The sequence below is a fragment of the Mucilaginibacter gilvus genome (assembly GCF_004054195.1).
In the GTDB taxonomy this organism is placed as follows: domain Bacteria; phylum Bacteroidota; class Bacteroidia; order Sphingobacteriales; family Sphingobacteriaceae; genus Mucilaginibacter; species Mucilaginibacter gilvus.
On record NZ_SBIW01000004.1, the window covers coordinates 113357 to 131025 of the forward strand.

Here is a 17669-nt window from a genome sequence, read left to right on the forward strand (position 1 = left end):
ATTTATAAATAACAAAAGGCATCCGTTACAAAACGGATGCCTTTTGTTATAGCTATGCCGGGCTACTACATCGGGCCGTCTGGCCTGCCGCCTCCTGGTGGCCTGCCACCGCCGCCGGTTCCGCCACCGTCTCCTCTAAAGCCGCGGCCAGAATCTGCTGCTGGTGCTTTGCCCGAGAATTTTTGCAAACGCAAGGTAAATGATACCAGGAAGTAACGGCCCAGTTTATTTACGTTAGTTTGTGTAACGGTACTCCCGGTGGTTACGGTTGAAAAACCGGTGTTCTCGTTAAATAAGTCATACGCTGCAAAACGCAGGGTGCCTCTGTGGTCTTTTAAAAACCTACGTTCTACATAAGTGTTTAAAATATTAGGGTTTTTTATTTGAAGCTCTTCTGAATAGCCGTAGTTGAAGGTTTTATTGTAATCGTAGCTCAACGTCCAATCCTTCCAGAAATAATTTTTACCGCTGGCACCAAGGTTAAGCGTGCGTATGTTTGTGTTTTGATTAAATAACGCGGTATTTAAAGAGTTATCTGTTTTGTTGACAGCATAGCTGGAGTTTAACTCAGCGTCTATCACATCCGTAATATTTACCCTGAAGCGCAGCCCGGGAGATAAAGTAAATGTTTTTGCAATGTTTTTATCGATAGCTGATGCTACGTTGTTTTCGTCGACCGAACCGGCAAAACCGATATTGTTGGTGTAACCAACGTTTGTGTTAAAAATAACCGTGTACTTACGTTCGGACCATGGCTTGGAATAAACCAAACCACCGTTAACCTGGTAATATCCGCTTGCATTTTGATACTTGATAAGGTTAGAGCCTACCAGGTTTTTCAAGGTTGGATCGGCAGCCAGGGCCGCATTTGTAAAACTTCGCGGATGTACGATATTAACGTTCACAATTTTATTATCGGTTTGCGTATAACCAACATTTGCGAAGAAGATATTGCCTGTTTGGAAACTGAAGTTACCGTAACGTAATTGCAAGCTGTTGTTAAACTCGGGGCTTAAATTGGGGTTACCCAATACAGGGTACGATGCGTTTGAGAAATCTATCACAGGCTGTAGTTGGTTAAACGCCGGCTGGTTGCTGGTACCGTTGTACTGGAAGCTTAAGTTTTGGCTCCTTGAGAAGTTGTATACAAACCGCGCTGTTGGTATTACGTTAAAGGTATTTACCTTGGTCGATTGGTTTGTTTTCACATTGAAGCCTTCCAGTGTTGCCGGTTGGCCGCCAATACCAATTACATAATTATATTTTGCCTGTACAACCCTATAGTTTAAGCCAAAGCGGTTCGTTGTAAAGGTGTAGTTGTAATTATTGCTCCAAAGCTCATAGTTATGGTATGCACCGGGCGCATATAAAGTATCTGTTTCTTTATTACTGCTTGTGTAGCTATGGTTAAATGCATAATTACCTTCCAGGAATGAGTGTTTACTCAGGGGCTCCTGGTACGATAAGTTTGCACCATACGCGTTGGTACGGCTATCGGTATATATCACCTGGTTTTCCGGCGAGGTACGCAACGAACCTGGCGCATAAGCATAAATAGGGTTATCGTATTGGTTGTTTTTATTGGTAGACCCGTTAAAACCGATGCTTAAGTTACGGCCGCGGCTGTTAAAACGGTGGTTATATAAACCAGTTATTCCATAATTTGGTGCCGAAGAATTGCTGATAGAATTTGCCGTGTAAGATTGCGCTACAATGCCATCCCTCGTAGAATTTACATTATCGAAACTGGTAACATCACTGCCTGAGTATGAAAAGGTTGGTGTTAACTTTAAATAGTTTACAGTGTCTGGTTTCCACTCCAGGTTGAAGTTGAAACGGTGGTTAACGGGGTTATTGGTTTCGTTACTTAAACTATTGCTTTGGCTAACTGTATTTGCCGATGCGTTGGTTTGTAATGTGGTTGAATTTGTGAAGACAGTGTTATCGTTAAAGCTATAGCTGCCATATACCGATAAGGTTTTGCCCCATTGGTCCCTGAAGTTTAAGCCGATAGAATGCGCGTTTGTGATGCCGTTTGCGTTTGTGGTAGACCCATTTGAGCCGCCCCTTAAAGCGTTACCACGGCCACCGCCACCACCTCCTCCGCCAAAACCACCGCCGCCTGCTGCGCCACCGGTGGGCGTACCAAAGCTAAAGGTGTTTACGTTGGTATTGTTGATGCTTCCTAATACAGATACTTGCTGGTCGCCTTTGAATTTGAAAAAGTTTAAAAGGCCAAGGTAACGGCTATCATTAGTTACCCCCGGGTTTTTTGGCAAAAGGTCAGAGCCATCGCCCGCTGTTGCCTGCCCAAAATAGCCATAGTTTTTATCCTTACGGATGGTAAAGTTCAGCACTTTATTGGGTTCGCCGGTTTTTACGCCGGTAAGGTTGGCCTGGTCGCCGTAATCATCCACAATCTGCACGCTTTCAATAACATCCGCAGGCAAATTTTTGGTTGCGCTTAAAACATCACCACCAAAAAAGTCCTTCCCGTTTACACGCACTTTGGTAACCTGCTTGCCCTGGGCAGTAACAGTACCATCTTTGGCCACATCAAGCCCGGGTATTTTTTTAAGCACGTCTTCAATCGGCGCATTCTCTCGCACTTTATAGGCCGCAACACTGTATTGAACGGTATCTTCTTTAAAAACAACAGGATTAACGCCAACAATGGTTACCACCCCAAGCTGTCTCGTTTCCGATTTTAGGACGATGGGGTCCAACACTACGGCTTTACCATCGGCGGGTAAGGTATAATGTTTTATAATTCCCTGGTAGCCGATTGATGAGATAGTCAGGGTGATTTTGGTGCCTTTTATTGCAGGGAACAAAAATTTGCCGTTTACATCTGTTGTGCTTGCCAGGCTATCGCCCAGCTCTGATGATATCTTAACGTTGCTGCCGGGCAGAGTTAGTTTTGTAGAATCGATAATGGTGCCGCTTAGCGGGCGGCTAACCTGCGCGTTGGATCGCAGCGAAGACAAGCTTAGGATAGTAAGAAGTAAAAAAATGTATTTCATAATGTATTTAAAGGCGTGCATTGATATTATTATGTGTAACACACATATATTATGCAAATGTTCACTTTATAGAATTTAAATATTTAATAATCATAGCATTGTTACATATTATAGCAGGTAAACAATAGCATTGTTACATATATAAAAACAAAAAGCCCCGCATTGCGGGGCCGAAGTTAAATAAGCTGCACGGAAATTTATACGGTTGCAGTATTAATTTGATAAATGTAACGCGCCTGCAACCTCGTTGTAGTTCCGGAGATTGATATTAGGGTGAGCGGCACCAAATGTAGTAAGTGAAGTACCCTGTATGATCACCACTCTAAAATCCAGGCCGCTCGCGGTAAAGTTTGATTTTACACTCACATAGCCTACGCCATACGAAGAAAGCGCAAGTGTTTGGCCTGCCTCGGCATACGGCATTGCGAAAAAGCCGCTGTTGCTGCCGGTTATGCGGAAGAACATCAAAACCAAGCCTTTGTCAACAATATCCTGCGTAATTGCAGGCACATTAAATTGCGTGAACCCGGTTAAAACAACCGATCTGTTTGTTAATAATACGCTGGCAACATTGGCACTGCCATCGGCACCCGTTGCGCCGGTAGCGCCCGTTGCACCTGTTGCACCTGTTGCACCTGTTGCACCTGTTGCGCCATTGGAGCCATCGGCTCCGTTTTGCCCGGTGGGGCCTTGTGGCCCAGTAGCACCCGTAGCACCGTTTTGCCCGGCTGGGCCTTGTGCGCCTGTAGCTCCTGTGGCACCAGTTGCTCCTGTGGCACCAGTTGCTCCTGCAGGGCCTGTAGCGCCCGTTGCTCCGGTAGCACCTGTTGGGCCGGCAGCGCCGGTTGCACCCGTTGCCCCGGCCGGGCCGGTAGCACCACCGTTAGCACCAGTGGCTCCGGCAGCGCCGGTTGCTCCCTGCGGCCCTTGAGGACCGCTTGCGCCTGTGGCACCAGTAGCACCGGTTGCACCAGTAGAGCCGTCTGCACCGGGTGGGCCCGGAGTAATTGTTTTTTTACAAGCCCCAAGGGTAGTTAAGCAAATTATCGAAATCGCAAAAAGAGTATTGGTTAGTTTCATATTCGGTTATGCTGAGTGGTCTTTGTACGGGCGGGGTGTTAATAAGTTTCACTCAATGTGGAAAGAAAATATATTTCTTACTAAACCAATAAGTTTCGTGCTGCGATTTTGCCCATATATTGTTAACGATTGTTAAAAAACAGGCCTAAAAAAGAATAAAACCTTTGCTTAATCGTTTTCGTTAAACACTACAAATCTTTAACCTATGGATAATATCAGAAAGTCGCTCCACGCAAAAGTGCATACGTGGATGGATGCTATTGGGTTCAGTCTCAATGCATCACAAACTAATTTTAAGAACAAAGTAACCACCAATCATTACTTTTTCGAGACCTTTAATTTTTACGAAAAATCAAAAGGGGGCGATCTGTCGAAAGTGAAATTTCTATGTTTTGATATGTATGGTGAAAAGATGAGTGTAAAGTCGCTGCTCGACTTGCAGACCGCCTTTTTTGAAAACATCAGCCAGCTCAAATAATTATTACCCCGCTATTTATATTCTTAACTAAAAATAAAACCCCCGCTAAAATAGCAGGGGCTTAATTTTTAGTTCTTTTACCGGTTAAGCCAGTACGTCTATTAGTAATTTATTTCTGTTTCCTGTTGCTCCTGCTCGGCTAAACGGCCAGCTACTGTGCCGCCAATAACGTTAATAACCGGTTTTGTTGGATTCAATGCTTCTTTTATACGCAAGCGCAGGTCTGCATAATGCGCTGTGGTTAGCGCATCGCCGCCTTTTGGCAGGGTGGTGCTTATTTTGGTAAGCTCGGCACGCACCATCGGCCTGATATCAGATAAAGCGATGTTGATAGGTGTAAGGCCAAAATTTGCTAACTGCACGCTGGTAGCGCCCGGGAGAGTCTGGCTGGCATCCGTATTCAGGAACATTTTTAAGTTTTCGATATAACCGCGCTGTAAATTGCGTTGAAACTGGTCTGGTTTACCGGCAGGGAATACACCGCCTCGTAAATCGGTAAGCAGATCGCTTACGCTGTAAGCCAATGCGCCGCTTTTTGCTTCGTTATCAAACATACGGGCCAGGCGCGATGGGTTTAATACGTTTGCAAGCGCGTTTACCTGTAAGGCTTTGATACGGCCAAGAACTACGCCGTTATCAAACTTGCTTAGCTCGGGTGTATTGATCAACCAGGTTGGTGTTTTAAAAAGCTGCTGGTTTAAAAACACAACAGCATCGTGCTGCAAACTTTTATTTACAAAGCCATAAACGGGGCCCGTTTGATCGTATGTTTTAAAATTCTCGTTCATGCCGCCAATGTTCATGGTAACGTGTCCAATATAGCGGTTGAACTGGCCAATAACTTCGTTGTAAAGGGTTTGTACGTCATCGTACTCTTCGCCTTTCTGGAAGGTCCATTTCTCAATATTCGGTAATATCCTTTTCAGGTTGGCAATGCCGTAAGTGCTTGCTTTCATGGCGTTATCACCCAGATCCTCGTTTTGCAGGCGCGGATCTATAGAAGTGCCCTGGCGGCCATAATAATAAAGCGGGTTGCCTGCTTTTGCTGTTGTCCAGGCATCAAGCGCTTCTTTTTCCTGCTTAGGTGTTTTGTTGCCGTTAAAGTAGCTATAACCCCATTTTACAGCCCAAAGGTCGTATTCGCCAATTTGCGGGTAAAAGCGGGTTACGCCGTCGCCAGGTTGGGCAATGTAGTTAAAACGGGCATAATCCATTATAGACGGAGCGGTGCCGTGTGTAGCAGTAAATGTTTTAGAACGCAAAGAATCTACCTTGTAGGCATAGCTGGAACCAAAGTTATGCGGCAGGCCCAGTGTGTGGCCAATTTCATGCGATGATACAAAACGGATCAGTTCGCCCATTTGCGTATCGGTAAATTGTGCGTTGCGCACGTTGGGGTTTGTGGCGGCAGTTTGGATAAAGTACCAATTGCGCAATAAACTCATTACGTTGTGGTACCAGCCTACATGGCTTTCCAGTATCTCGCCGCTGCGTGGGTCGGAGATGTGCGGGCCATAGGCGTTCTGTACATCTGATGCGAAGTAACGCAATACGCTGTAACGGGCATCTTCGGTACTAAATTCGGGGTCTTCTTTGGCGGTTGGGGCAACTTTACCCACAATAGCGTTTTTAAAGCCCGCGGCCTCGAATGCTTTATTCCAATCGTTAATACCTGCTATGAGGTATGGCACCCATTTTTTGGGTGTAGCAGGGTCTATGTAGTAAACAATTTGTTTTTTTGGCTCTACCAATTCGCCGCGGCCGTAAGCAGCCTCGTCTTTAGGCTCCAGTCTCCAGCGATGGATGTAAGAGGTAGCCTCCGCTTTTTGTGCATCGGTACCATAATCTGTTTGGCTTTGGCCAAAGTAACCAACACGCGGATCCATCAAACGAGCTTTCATGGGCGTTTTTGGCAACAGCATCATCGATGTGTTCAGCTCGAAAGTTAAAGCAGCGTTGGTATTGTCGGTTGGTGACTCAGCAGCGCGGAAGGTTTTCAGCGTACGTACCTCTACATTTATCGGAAAGCTTTTGATAGTATCTATATACGACCGGGTGTTATCTATCGCGGTAACTTTGTAAGCTTTCTTCACATTATCGGGCAGGCTGATAGCCGCTACATCGCCATTATACATATCGGTAACATCTACCAATACGCCGGTAGTATCTTTATTGTAGGCTTTAATATCGAAAGAGGCCAGTACCGCATCGAGGTTAGAGTTTTTAACAGAGCGATACATATCGCTGGTACTATCCGCACGTACCGAGTAGCTTGGCACGCGAATGAACACCTGCTTATCGTGGCGCTCCCATTTCCAAACCTGGTCGTTAACCTCTTCGCCGCCATACTGCTGGCCAAAAGATTTTAAGCCGGTTGGTGTTTTTACAAAGCGGGTAACCACCAGCATCTCGCGGTTTAGCAAGCTATCCGGGATCTCGAAGTAATACTTCCCGTCAACCTTGTAGGTGGGGAACAAGCCGCTATCGGCTTTAACTTTTCCAATCAGATCACTGAATTTTTTGATCCCTTCTTTTTTGGCCGGGCCTACCGTTGCTGTAGTGGCAGTTGTTCCGCCTGGCGTAGTAGTTGTTTTAAGGGTTACCGTAGATGCGGTTTCTTTTTTTGTAGCGCACGAGCTTGCTGCAACGGCAAGGGTGATAATTGCTACGCGCAGGCTGGCGCCTACCCGTAAAGATTTATTCATGGTTAATTGTTAAATTAATTAGTAAAAAGCAAAAGCTAAAAATATGGAATATTATATAAAATTTCTAATGCCCATGGGTTTGTTACAATTGGCATTAAATACGGCGGCGAAGGGTTAATATTACACGATCATACAGCTTGTCGTGATATACTTCCAGTAACAAACTCCTGTCGGTTCTTGATTTTAATAGATTGTCTACCTCTTCTATGCTCATTTTAGATACAGGCTTAAAATTGATAGAGACGATCTCGTCGTTTCGTTGTAAACCAATCTCATCTGCGGGGGAATTTTGCTCTACGCGGCTTACGATCAAGTGGTCGAGATTTTCGCCGGCCGAGTAGTATTCTATGCCGCTCATATCATGTTCAAAAGGTTCATCATAGGTTAGGTTCGGCTTAAGATATAGGGCGTTGTTACTGTAATCGAATATAACGTTGAACTTTTTCAGGATCCCGATACCTAAATTCCCATCGCGCGGAACTGAATAGGTGCGGGCTTCTGTAGCAACATCCGGGAAGGAGGTGATAACGTTTTTTACCTTGTATTTGCCCAGTTCAAGTTCATTTATCCGGCTTATAAAACCACTGATGGGGCCGTTTAAAGCCACGCCGAGATTTGCCCTGATGTATGATTTGGGCAGCCCATTGGTTTTTTGAAGGTTTTCCAGCGATAGCGGGTGCCCGGCACCAAGATCTATCACCAGCTTATTTATCGCTTTGCGTCCGTCAGGGAAAGTTACCAGGGTTTCCAGGTAAGGTTTTTTATCCTCAATGGTGATGGGTATTTTCTGGCTTTTTTTTGTCCCTTTGAGGTCCTTGGGGCGGCAAACGGTCATTGTGCTATCAGAGAAGTTGATCTTTACAGCCAGGTTGTTAAAAAAATCCCAGCCTATTAAGCCGTGTATAGGCACCCCTACATAGCTGGATAGGTTAAAGTAATCCTTTTTTAAGATAGCCGATGACACCCCGATACTGTAAAGTCCGGGTATTTCCAGCTTTAGCGGAGAGGTTACAAAAGCCTCATAATCCCCATCCTCGCCAAGCCCTGTTATTTTGATGGTGCGCTTTTGTGATAGGTTTATTGAGTCGACCATGGTTGGGTCGGTCATGATCATGAGCCCTACACCCGTATCCAGCACAAAATTAAATGGGCCTTTGTTGTTGATCTGCATTTTAATAACCACCATATTGCGGATAAGGCGGAACGGGATGTTAACATTTTTACGGTTACTATCCACCGCGAAATACTGTGCCGAGGAGGATAAATACAGGCAGCATAGTATAGCGGTAAGCCAGAAAGCCCTTATTTTAAATATATGCACAGCTGCTAACAAACGGATAAAATTGGTAGCTAAATGTACACCATTATTTATTAATGTAAACACACCTGTTTACAAATGGGAAAGCAATGTGAACTATGCTGCTGTGCCAATGTAAATCAAGGGCTTAATAAGAGTATCCTACTTTTTTTTAGCGGGCTTGTCGTCGCATTTAAGGTTACCTTTTATTTCCGGGTTCTGCGCCGGGAGTTGTGCAACGGTACGTTCTACTTCGGTTTGCTGTACGTGTACTGCGTATTCGGCGGGCTCAATACGGCTGCCAATGGCTTCAGCATAAACCTGTGTAAACTCGGCACCGATGTAAAGAATGGCCGCCGTGTAGTAAATCCACACCAAAACTACGATGAGCGAGCCTGCAGCCCCATAGGTAGACGTGGAGCCTTGTGAGGTATATTGAATATAAAGACCAATTAAATACTGCCCAAGAATAAATAAAATGGCGGTAAAGATTGCTCCCGAACGCACATCCTTCCATTTGATTTTTACATCGGGCAAGAATTTAAAAATAATACCAAACAGTGTTGAAATAACTAATAGCGTAATACCAAGGTTTACAACCTTTAGCAAATTGCCGGTAATTATAGGGAGAAAATCGGCGATGCGTTCTTTCAAAGCATCCATTAATATACCCACCAATAGAGAGGCCATTAGCAAAAAGCCGAGGCTTATAATGAGCGAAAAAGACAGGAACCTATTCTGTAGCATTTTTACCCAGCCTTTTTTGGGCTTTGCCTTCACTCGCCATATCATATTAAGCGAATCCTGGATCTCTAAAAAGATGCTGCTTGCGCCTACGAGCAATGTTACTACGGCTATTACTACAGCTGTACCTGTTTTGCCGCTTAGCTCCAGATTCTTCAGCATTTCCTCTATCTGATGGCCGGCGGATTTACCTACGTAGTGTGCAATTTGAGGATAAAGGCGGTGGGTAGCAGCATCGTGGCCAAAAACCAGGCTGGCCAATGATATTACTAAAATAAGCAACGGCGCGATGGAAAACACCGTATAATAGGCCAGTGAAGCGCTTAGTTTTAAACCATTATCGCTGCCAAAGCTGCTGAAGGTTGTCATCAAAACCTTCCATAGGTGCTTTAAATATTCTTTATCAAAAAACCGCATATCAATATATTTGTAAATACCTTTACTTGTAAACCTATTAAGCACGCTATGAAAAACGTATTGCTACAATCTAAAATATTAAAAGTACTCTTTGTTTGTTTGTTCCTTAGCAATTATAATGCCTTTGCACAAAAAACAACTATTTGGCTTGTAAGGCATGGCGAAAAAGAACCGGCAACTGTAAAAACCGCCGATGATCCCAATCTTTCTTTAGACGGGCAAAAGCGCGCCGAAGCCTTAGCCAAATTTTTAAAGCGCGAAAAAATAAAGGCTATATACATTACCAAATACAAACGTACCAGCGAAACCGCACGCCCCCTTGCTGCCCAGGCCAGGATTGTACCCCAGGTGTATGGCGATAGCCTTAAAACTTTTGCAGCCGGTATCCTCAAAAGCTTTAATGGCAGCAATGTGCTCATCATTGGCCATTCTACAACGTTAATGCCCTTATTAGGTGCCTTTGGTGCCGAAATGCCCTTTGAGGCCCTCGACGAGGACGATTTCGACATGATATTTAAGGTAACCATAAAAGATTCTGGTGAGCGCGAGCTGGAAATTTCCTACTACGGTTCCCTTCATCATAAATCAGACCTGCCTCAAAAATACAAAGAAGACAACCGCCCGGCACAGCAATTTGTAAGCCCCGCTGCCCACTATTAATTAGTGATTGGATACAACTAACAGGTCGAGATCTTTACAAGGGATGCCAAAACGCTCGCCCATGTGTTTGTTGGTAAGGTGCCCCTGGTAAATGTAAACCGCGTTGCGGATGCCCGATCTTTTCCAGATCACGTTCTTTAGGCCGCCATGTTCGCCAATATCCAATAATATCGGCGCAAAAATATTAGTGAGCGCATAAGTAGCGGTACGCGCTACCCGCGATGCAATGTTTGGCACACAATAATGTATAACGTCGTATTTTCTGAACACCGGGTGGGTGTGGTTGGTCACTTCGGAGGTTTCAAAGCAGCCGCCCTGGTCGATGCTCACATCTATAATTACCGAATTTGGTTTCATTTTGCTTACCGTTGTCTCAGATACCAGGCAGGGACTGCGGCCATCATCGGCACGCATGGCACCAATGGCCACATCGCAGGTGGTAATAGCTTTCTCCAAAACAATAGATTGTATAACTGAGGTAAATACGCGGCTGCCAATGTTGTTTTGCAGGCGGCGCAGTTTGTAGATAGATGGGTCGAACACTTTGACCTCGGCGCCCAAGGAGATGGCTGTACGGGCGGCATATTCGCCAACCGTGCCTGCGCCAAGTATCACAATTTCGGTTGGCGGTACGCCGGTTATACCACCAAGCATTAACCCTTTACCACCAAAAATATTACTCAGATATTCTGCCGCGATAAGAATGGATGTAGCGCCAACAATTTCGCTCATGGCGCGCACCACGGTTAGGGTGCCACCTTCATCCTCAATGTTTTCGAAGCAAATGGCAGTTATTTTTTTTGCCATCAGCGCCTGCAGGCATTCGGCTTTTAAGGTAGATACCTGTAAAGCGGATATTAATAATTGCCCCGGTTTCATCATGGCTATCTCTTCCATGGTAGGTGGCGCAATTTTAATAATGATATCGGCCTCGTAAACGCGCTTGGTATCGTACACTATTTGTGCGCCTTGTTCGCTGTAATTATTATCAGAGAAATTGGCGGCTTGGCCGGCATTGCTTTCTAAAAGCACATCGTGCCCGTTATTTACCAGCAAGGCAACAGATAATGGCGTAAGCGGAATACGGTTTTCCTGGAAGGAAACCTCTTTGGGGATACCGATATAAAGTTTATTTTTCTTGCTTTTAACCTCCAGCATCGACTCCTGGGGCTGCATCATCGCCTGGCGGGCGACATCAGAAAACCCACTATATTTTCCTGAACTCATTTTTTCTTATTTTCGGGATGTTGAAGATAAGAAAAACAACGGGTTTAAGCATCAAATGTTTTCCACAGTTATTTGGCGTACACCCTCTTCTGAAACCACTATGCGGATGCCGGTGTATTGATCGGGGATCAGCCCGGCAATTTTTTCTGGCCACTCTATAAAGCAATAATTATCCGAAAAGAAATACTCCTCGTAGCCCATATCCAAGGCCTCGCCCTGCTCTTTCAACCGGTAAAAATCGAAGTGATAAACGGGACTATCGGTTCCCGCATACTCGTTTACTATTGAGAATGTGGGGCTGGTAACCTCGTCTGTTACGCCAAGCGCGGCACAAAGAGATTTAATGAGGGTGGTTTTACCCGCGCCCATATCACCGTAGAACAAAAATATTTTATTGCTGCCGGCGTATTGTAATATGTCTGGTGCAGCACCTGCTAATTCTTCAAGTGTTTTGATGTGGATATCCATGGTGAGTTAGTGGTCTGTTTCCTACTTCGGCCCGTAAGTTACTATCGGGATGATCATTTCTTCTAACGAGATCCCGCCGTGCTGGAAGGTTTCGTTATAAAAATTCACAAAGTGATTGTAATTGTTTGGGTACACAAAATAGCTGTCGCCTTTGGCAAAAACAAAGCTACTGCTTACGTGTAGCTTGGGCAGCATAGCATCATGTGGGTTACGGATGTGGAACACTTCCTTGGCATTGTAATTAAGGTTTTTACCTTGCTTGTAACGCAGGTTGGTATTGGTGTTGCGGTCGCCGATGATCTTGCTTGGGTTTTTTACTTTGATGGTACCGTGATCTGTTGTGATGATCACCCTTACTTGTTTTGAAGCCAAAAACTTCAAAAGGTCGAATAAGGGCGAGTGCTCAAACCACGACAGGGTTAGCGAACGGTAAGCTGCATCGTCGCTTGCCAGCTCGCGGATCATCTGCATATCAGTACGGGCGTGGCTCAGCATATCCACAAAGTTGTAAACCACCACGTTCAGGTCGTTCTGCATCAGGTTGTTTACAGATTCATTTAGCGCGCGGCCTTCATCAATGTTTAATATTTTGTGGTAAGAGTGTTTGATCTCTTTGCGCAAGGAACGCTTTAGCTGATCGGCAATAAAATCGGCTTCATATAAATTCTTGCCGCCCTCATCCTCGTCATTCTGCCACATTTGCGGGTAGCGTTTTTCCATATCCAAAGGCATTAAGCCCGAGAAGATGGCGTTGCGCGCGTACTGTGTTGCTGTTGGCAGGATACTGAAATAGGTGTCCTCCTCCTCCAAGCGGAAGTACTCGGATATAATAGGGTTGATGATCTTAAACTGATCGTAGCGTAAATTATCTATCAATATAAAGAAAACCGGCCCGTTGCCATCCAGCTTAGGGAACACCTTCTTTTTAAATAATTGCGGCGATGATGTTGGCGCGGTATCTGGGTTTTTAACCCAATCGAGATAATTGCGCTCTACAAACTTGCAAAACTGTACGTTGGCTTCGGCCTTTTGCAGGGTGAGGATCTCGTGCATGCCGGCGTCTTCCAGGGTTTCCAGTTCCAGTTCCCAATAGATGAGTTTTTTGTAAACGTCTACCCATTCCTGGAAACTGAGGTTATCGTTCAGCGTCATCCCCAGTGTGCGGAAATCCATCTGATAGGCCATGGTAGTTTTCTCGGTTACCAGGCGCTTGTTCTCGGTAAGTTTTTTAATAGTAAGCTGTATCTGCTTGGGGTGTACAGGCTTTATAAGGTAGTCGTCTATCTTAGAGCCGATGGCATCTTCCATCAAGTATTCTTCCTCGTTCTTGGTTATCAGAACAATAGGCACATCGCTGCGGATGTTTTTTATTTGCTGTAAGGTTTCCAGGCCGGTTAAGCCGGGCATATTTTCATCGAGGAAAACAAGATCGAAGTATTGTTTTTTGAATTCGTCTAATGCATCGTGGCCATTGGTTACGGTGGTAACCTTGTAGCCTTTTTCTGTTAAGAACATTATGTGCGGTTTCAACAAGTCAATCTCGTCGTCGGCCCATAATATGGAGGTATCTTGCATAATAAATTTATTTGTACCCTTCTATAACCCCGGGGTAGTATAATTTGTTGTAAAATTATACAAAGGTTTAACATATATTAACAATAGCATGGTGCTTGTTTTGTCATAATTCAACACTTTTGCATTCTATATAGTTGCTTTGAATAAAAAGAAGATCATCAACGACCCGGTTTACGGGTTTATCAGCATACCATCCGAGCTGGTGTTCGACCTTATCGAACATCCCTACTTTCAGCGGCTAAGGTATATTAAACAATTGGGAATGACCCATTTGGTATACCCCGGCGCTTTGCATACCCGTTTCCATCATGCTATCGGCGCAATGCATTTAATGGGTACCGCTATGGAAACACTTTGCAATAAAGGCTGCACCATTAGTGCCGAAGAAAAGGAAGGGTTACTCATTGCCATCTTGTTGCACGATATTGGGCATGGCCCGTTCTCACACGCATTGGAACATACCATTATAGAAGGGATTGACCACGAAGACATCTCCATTTTATTAATGGATAAACTGAACGAACAATTCAACGGGCAGCTTTCATTAGCTATAGAGATATTTAAAGGCACCTATCCCAAAAAGTTCCTTCATCAACTGGTATCCAGCCAGTTGGATATGGATAGGATGGACTACCTTAATCGTGATAGCTTTTTCACCGGTGTATCCGAAGGCGTTATCAGCTCCGACCGCATTATAAAAATGCTGAGCGTGAAGGATGATAGTGTTACGGTAGAAGAAAAAGGCATTTATTCGATAGAAAAATTCCTGATAGCCCGCAGGCTAATGTACTGGCAGGTGTACCTGCACAAAACCGTAATAGCCGGCGAACAACTGCTATGCAAGATTTTTAACCGCAGCCGCGAGCTGGCATTAAAAGGGCATAAATTCAACATTACCCCGGCATTGAACCATTTTTTGGAGAAGGTAATTTCTAAAGAAGATTTTAAAAGCCAGCCGCATCACCTTGATGTTTTTGCCAAGCTGGATGATACCGATGTGATGGCGGCTGTAAAGATTTGGGCAGACAGCGAGGATTTTGTTCTGTCTACCCTTTGTAACAACCTGATAGAGCGGAAATTATTCCATGTGGATATCACCGCCGAAAGGCCGTACGAAGATTTTATTGCAGATCTAAGGCGCAGGGCGGCTGAGTTATATAATATTAGCGAGGAAGAAGCATCGTACTTTGTATTTACTGATGCGATACGTAACAACGCTTATAACAAAGGCGATGGCAATATTCATATACTGATGAAGAATGGCGCGACAACGGATATTGCATTGGCAAGCGATAACAGTAACCTGGAGGCCCTTACAAAAACAGTGAAAAAATATATACTTTGCTACAGCAAAGCGCTGGTATAATCAGGTAGAAATGATCGCAGATTTAACATTGTCTTTACCTCAATTTAAAAGGACTATTTGCAGCACTATAGAAAACATAAAATAAACCTAAATTTGCAGGATGCAATTTACCGCTAAGGACATAGCCTTTATGCTAAACGGAACTGTTGAAGGCGACCCGCTTGCGGCCGTTAGTCAGCTTTCTAAGATAGAGGAGGCACAAAACGGTTCGTTATCATTTTTAGCTAACCCTAAGTATGAGCAGTATTTGTACACTACAAAAGCATCCATTGTTATTGTTAATAACGATCAGCAATTAAGCGGCCCGGTAAGCGCTTCGCTGATACGGGTAGAGAATGCTTACAGTGCTTTTACCCTTTTGCTGGAACAATACAACACCTTAAAACTGCATAAAGCAGGCATCGAGCAGCCATCTTTTATTCATCCCTCGGCCCAGATAGGAGAAAATGTTTATGTTGGCGCTTTCTCTTACATCAGCCAGGATGTAAAAATGGGGAGTAACTGTAAAGTATATCCTAATTGCTACATTGCAGATAACGTTACCCTTGGCGATAATGTTACCTTGTTCCCTGGTGTTACTGTTTATTTTGATTGTGTTGTAGGTAATAATGTTATTATCCACTCAGGTGCCGTAGTTGGCAGCGATGGCTTTGGCTTTGCGCCTAAGCCGGATGGCACCTACAGCAAAATACCGCAGATAGGCAATGTTATTATTGAGGACGGCGTGGAGATAGGCTCCAATACCACCATAGATAGAGCAACAATGGGCTCTACCATAATACATAAAGGCACCAAGCTTGATAACTTGGTGCAGATAGCCCACAACGTAGAGATTGGGGAAAATACGGTTATTGCCGCCCAGGCAGGCATAGCGGGGAGCACCAAGCTGGAGAATAATGTGATGCTTGGTGGCCAGGTGGGTATTGTGGGGCACATCAACATAGCAAGGGGTACGCAGGTGCAGGCGCAATCAGGCGTTAGCCGCCCAATTACCGAAGAGGGAAAAAAATGGGCCGGCTCACCGGCTTTGCCGTATGGCAGCAATATGCGGTCGAATGTGGTGGTAAGCCGCTTGCCCGAATTAGAAAAGAGAGTATTAGAATTAGAAAAGATAATCACTGAATTAAGGAAAGACGTTCATTAGTCCACTCGTTCGTTGGTTCGTTAGCCGTTAAGGCTGATGAAGTTCCACCAATGAACCAATGAGCCAATGAGCCAATGAACCACTAATATGAATGTAAAACAAAGAACTATTAAAGAACCCGTTTCGGTTTCGGGTACAGGCCTGCACACCGGCGAATTTGTTACCCTTACGTTTAACCCGGCACCGGAGAAACACGGTTATAAATTCCGCCGGGTGGATCTTCCCGGCCAGCCTATTATAGAGGCTGATTGCGATAACGTAACCGATACATCTCGCGGTACCACGCTTACCCAAAACGGCGCAAGTGTTAGTACTGTGGAGCACGTACTTGCCGCGATGGTTGGTTTGGAGATAGATAACGTACTAATAGATATTAGTGGTCCCGAGATGCCAATAATGGACGGGAGTTCGATCCAATTTATTGATGCCATAGAGGCTATTGGCTTTACCGAACAGGATGCCGACCGCGAGTATTACCACATCCCTTACAATATCCACTACACCGAGCCCGACCGCAAGGTAGAGATGGTGGCTATGCCTTTGGATACCGATTACCGGTTTACCTGTATGGTTGATTATAACTCACAGGTACTGGGCAGCCAACACGCTACCATATCTACCATTGCCGAGTTTAAAAAGGAGATCGCGTCAAGCCGTACTTTTTGCTTTCTGCATGAGTTAGAGGCCCTGCTACAGCACGACCTGATCAAAGGCGGCGACCTGAACAATGCCATCGTTGTGGTTGATAAGGAAGTGGATGAAGAAGAGCTTGCTCACCTTGCCAAACTGTTCAATCGTAAAGATATCAGCGTAGCCCCACAGGGAATCTTAAACAATATTGAGCTTCGCCACCAAAACGAGCCGGCACGCCACAAGCTGCTGGATATGATAGGCGATTTGGCTTTAGTTGGTGTTCCGCTTAAAGGGCACATTATGGCGGCAAGGCCGGGTCACGCGGCAAACGTTGCTTTTGCCAAAAAGATAAAAACGCTTATCAAAAAAGAACGCAGCCGCAAACATGTAAAGGTTTACGACCCTAACATGAAACCGGTGTACGATACGGTACAGATCATGAACATTCTGCCGCATCGCCCGCCAATGCTGCTGATAGATAAAATATTAGAACTATCAAAAACGCACGTGGTAGGTTTAAAGGCCGTAACCATGAACGAGCCTTTCTTTATCGGCCACTTCCCCGGCGCCCCCGTAATGCCGGGTGTTTTGCAGATAGAAGCAATGGCGCAAACCGGTGGTATTTTGGTGTTGAACACCGTACCCGACCCCGAAAACTGGCTGACGTTATTCCTGAAAATAGAAAATGCAAGGTTTAAAGATAAGGTATTGCCCGGTGATACGTTAATATTCCGTTGCGACCTGATTGCCCCTATCCGGCGCGGTATTGCGCAGATGAAGGGTATAGGTATGGTTGGAGAAAAAATTGTGGTAGAGGCCGAGCTAATGGCACAAATAGTAAAATATAAATAG

General features: G+C 44.9%; 13 protein-coding genes. 5 read left to right on the forward strand and 8 right to left on the reverse strand.

Features of this window, described 5'->3' with window-relative positions:
* Positions 1 to 65: 65 nt before the first annotated feature.
* Both EPL05_RS10520 and EPL05_RS10525 read right to left on the reverse strand, forming a co-directional pair.
* The gene (locus tag EPL05_RS10520; protein ID WP_166727682.1) at positions 66 to 3023 is read right to left on the reverse strand and encodes an outer membrane beta-barrel protein; all 2958 of its coding nucleotides are present in this window, start codon (positions 3021 to 3023) and stop codon (positions 66 to 68) included.
* Between the two features lie 213 nt (positions 3024 to 3236).
* On the reverse strand, positions 3237 to 4103 hold the full coding sequence (locus tag EPL05_RS10525; RefSeq protein ID WP_128533922.1) for a collagen-like protein: 867 nt from the start codon (positions 4101 to 4103) through the stop codon (positions 3237 to 3239).
* Between the two features lie 205 nt (positions 4104 to 4308).
* Here EPL05_RS10525 and EPL05_RS10530 point away from each other — a divergent pair, with 205 nt between their 5' ends.
* Positions 4309 to 4581 (forward strand): hypothetical protein, encoded by a 273-nt coding sequence (locus EPL05_RS10530; RefSeq protein WP_128533923.1) that lies wholly within the window; start codon positions 4309 to 4311, stop codon positions 4579 to 4581.
* Between the two features lie 101 nt (positions 4582 to 4682).
* Here the strand turns inward: EPL05_RS10530 and EPL05_RS10535 are convergent, their stop codons facing one another.
* The 3 genes from EPL05_RS10535 to EPL05_RS10545 all read right to left on the reverse strand — a co-directional run bounded on the left by EPL05_RS10535 (position 4683) and on the right by EPL05_RS10545 (position 9744).
* Complete coding sequence (locus tag EPL05_RS10535; protein WP_128533924.1) at positions 4683 to 7286, reverse strand: zinc-dependent metalloprotease; 2604 nt, start codon at positions 7284 to 7286, stop codon at positions 4683 to 4685.
* A gap of 94 nt (positions 7287 to 7380) precedes the next feature.
* Entirely contained in the window at positions 7381 to 8670 is a 1290-nt protein-coding gene (locus tag EPL05_RS10540; protein WP_128533925.1) for a PDZ domain-containing protein, read from the reverse strand.
* Positions 8671 to 8745: 75 nt separating this feature from the next.
* Positions 8746 to 9744 (reverse strand): YihY/virulence factor BrkB family protein, encoded by a 999-nt coding sequence (locus EPL05_RS10545; protein WP_128533926.1) that lies wholly within the window; start codon positions 9742 to 9744, stop codon positions 8746 to 8748.
* Positions 9745 to 9792: 48 nt separating this feature from the next.
* Between EPL05_RS10545 and EPL05_RS10550 the strand changes: the two genes are divergently transcribed.
* Positions 9793 to 10404: a SixA phosphatase family protein gene (locus tag EPL05_RS10550; protein ID WP_128533927.1), complete on the forward strand. Its 612-nt coding sequence runs from the start codon at positions 9793 to 9795 to the stop codon at positions 10402 to 10404.
* On the opposite strand, the gene EPL05_RS10555 is transcribed toward EPL05_RS10550, so the two are convergent.
* The 3 genes from EPL05_RS10555 to porX are packed head-to-tail and all read right to left on the reverse strand — an operon-like array spanning position 10405 to position 13674.
* Complete coding sequence (locus EPL05_RS10555) at positions 10405 to 11631, reverse strand: alanine dehydrogenase (RefSeq protein ID WP_128533928.1); 1227 nt, start codon at positions 11629 to 11631, stop codon at positions 10405 to 10407.
* Positions 11632 to 11682: 51 nt separating this feature from the next.
* Complete coding sequence (gene tsaE, locus EPL05_RS10560; protein WP_128533929.1) at positions 11683 to 12099, reverse strand: tRNA (adenosine(37)-N6)-threonylcarbamoyltransferase complex ATPase subunit type 1 TsaE; 417 nt, start codon at positions 12097 to 12099, stop codon at positions 11683 to 11685.
* Positions 12100 to 12120: 21 nt separating this feature from the next.
* Positions 12121 to 13674, reverse strand: coding sequence for a T9SS response regulator signal transducer PorX (gene porX / locus EPL05_RS10565; protein WP_128533930.1), 1554 nt, complete (start codon positions 13672 to 13674; stop codon positions 12121 to 12123).
* 139 nt (positions 13675 to 13813) lie between these two features.
* Here porX and EPL05_RS10570 point away from each other — a divergent pair, with 139 nt between their 5' ends.
* The 3 genes from EPL05_RS10570 to EPL05_RS10580 all read left to right on the forward strand — a co-directional run bounded on the left by EPL05_RS10570 (position 13814) and on the right by EPL05_RS10580 (position 17669).
* Positions 13814 to 15040 (forward strand): HD domain-containing protein, encoded by a 1227-nt coding sequence (locus EPL05_RS10570; RefSeq protein WP_128533931.1) that lies wholly within the window; start codon positions 13814 to 13816, stop codon positions 15038 to 15040.
* Between the two features lie 100 nt (positions 15041 to 15140).
* A complete protein-coding gene (gene lpxD, locus EPL05_RS10575; RefSeq protein WP_128533932.1) occupies positions 15141 to 16184 on the forward strand; it encodes a UDP-3-O-(3-hydroxymyristoyl)glucosamine N-acyltransferase in 1044 nt (347 codons plus the stop codon).
* A gap of 87 nt (positions 16185 to 16271) precedes the next feature.
* A complete protein-coding gene (locus tag EPL05_RS10580) occupies positions 16272 to 17669 on the forward strand; it encodes a bifunctional UDP-3-O-[3-hydroxymyristoyl] N-acetylglucosamine deacetylase/3-hydroxyacyl-ACP dehydratase (RefSeq protein WP_128533933.1) in 1398 nt (465 codons plus the stop codon).

Excerpts from the sequence above, each read along its gene's own strand:
- EPL05_RS10545 (WP_128533926.1), bottom strand. The coding sequence starts at position 9,744 with ATGCGGTTTTTTGATAAAGAATATTTAAAGCACCTATGGAAGGTTTTG.
- lpxD (WP_128533932.1), top strand. The coding sequence starts at position 15,141 with ATGCAATTTACCGCTAAGGACATAGCCTTTATGCTAAACGGAACTGTT.
- EPL05_RS10520 (WP_166727682.1), bottom strand. The coding sequence starts at position 3,023 with ATGAAATACATTTTTTTACTTCTTACTATCCTAAGCTTGTCTTCGCTG.
- EPL05_RS10580 (WP_128533933.1), top strand. The coding sequence starts at position 16,272 with ATGAATGTAAAACAAAGAACTATTAAAGAACCCGTTTCGGTTTCGGGT.
- porX (WP_128533930.1), bottom strand. The coding sequence starts at position 13,674 with ATGCAAGATACCTCCATATTATGGGCCGACGACGAGATTGACTTGTTG.
- EPL05_RS10555 (WP_128533928.1), bottom strand. The coding sequence starts at position 11,631 with ATGAGTTCAGGAAAATATAGTGGGTTTTCTGATGTCGCCCGCCAGGCG.
- EPL05_RS10525 (WP_128533922.1), bottom strand. The coding sequence starts at position 4,103 with ATGAAACTAACCAATACTCTTTTTGCGATTTCGATAATTTGCTTAACT.
- EPL05_RS10535 (WP_128533924.1), bottom strand. The coding sequence starts at position 7,286 with ATGAATAAATCTTTACGGGTAGGCGCCAGCCTGCGCGTAGCAATTATC.
- EPL05_RS10530 (WP_128533923.1), top strand. The coding sequence starts at position 4,309 with ATGGATAATATCAGAAAGTCGCTCCACGCAAAAGTGCATACGTGGATG.
- tsaE (WP_128533929.1), bottom strand. The coding sequence starts at position 12,099 with ATGGATATCCACATCAAAACACTTGAAGAATTAGCAGGTGCTGCACCA.
- EPL05_RS10550 (WP_128533927.1), top strand. The coding sequence starts at position 9,793 with ATGAAAAACGTATTGCTACAATCTAAAATATTAAAAGTACTCTTTGTT.